This window comes from Aerococcus sp. L_32, assembly GCF_050689315.1.
The window spans coordinates 1-533 of the sequence record NZ_JBOEQF010001245.1; the positions used below are offsets into that span (position 1 = coordinate 1).

Annotated in this window: 1 pseudogene; it reads right to left on the reverse strand. The window is 40.9% G+C overall.

Annotation, left to right across the window (positions count from 1 at the left end):
- Window positions 1-155 precede the first annotated feature (155 nt).
- Window positions 156-533 (reverse strand): annotated as a pseudogene (locus ACRCJ0_RS19140) (hypothetical protein); the annotation flags it as partial.

A 533-nucleotide genomic window follows, 5' to 3' on the forward strand; every position in this document is an offset into this window, starting at 1 on the left:
CACGCGCGTATTACTGTATTAAAAGACTTCATCAAACGGATGGAAGCTTTCTTAGATGACTAAAAGAAGTATCGAATGAATGATAAAAAGAACCACTTCCTAAATCTTCAATGGATTTAAGGGAAGTGGTTCTTTAATCTTATTTCTTACATTGATTATGTTGCAGCGTTAGCTGGCGTTTGTTGCAGTAACCATGAGTAAGAGTAACCTGGGTCAGAACCTAAGTTTTCTGCTTCTACACGTGATTGTGCAATTTGCTCATCACTATAACTATCTAGTGCATCACTTGCTAAACCTACACGATCAATAATAATTTGACGGTTTTCAGTTTGGTCAGGCACACTAGTAGCTTCTTCACTAGCTGCTGGTGCAACTTCTGTTGCTACTTGATCAGCTGATTCAGCTTCTTCCACTGCTGTTTCTTCAGCAACTGCAGGCTCCGCAGCTGGTGTATCTGTGTCAGTTTGATCTGTCAGTTCTTCACTTGTAGTGGTTTCCGCTACAGGACTACTTGCTTCCTCAGTATCTGTTGC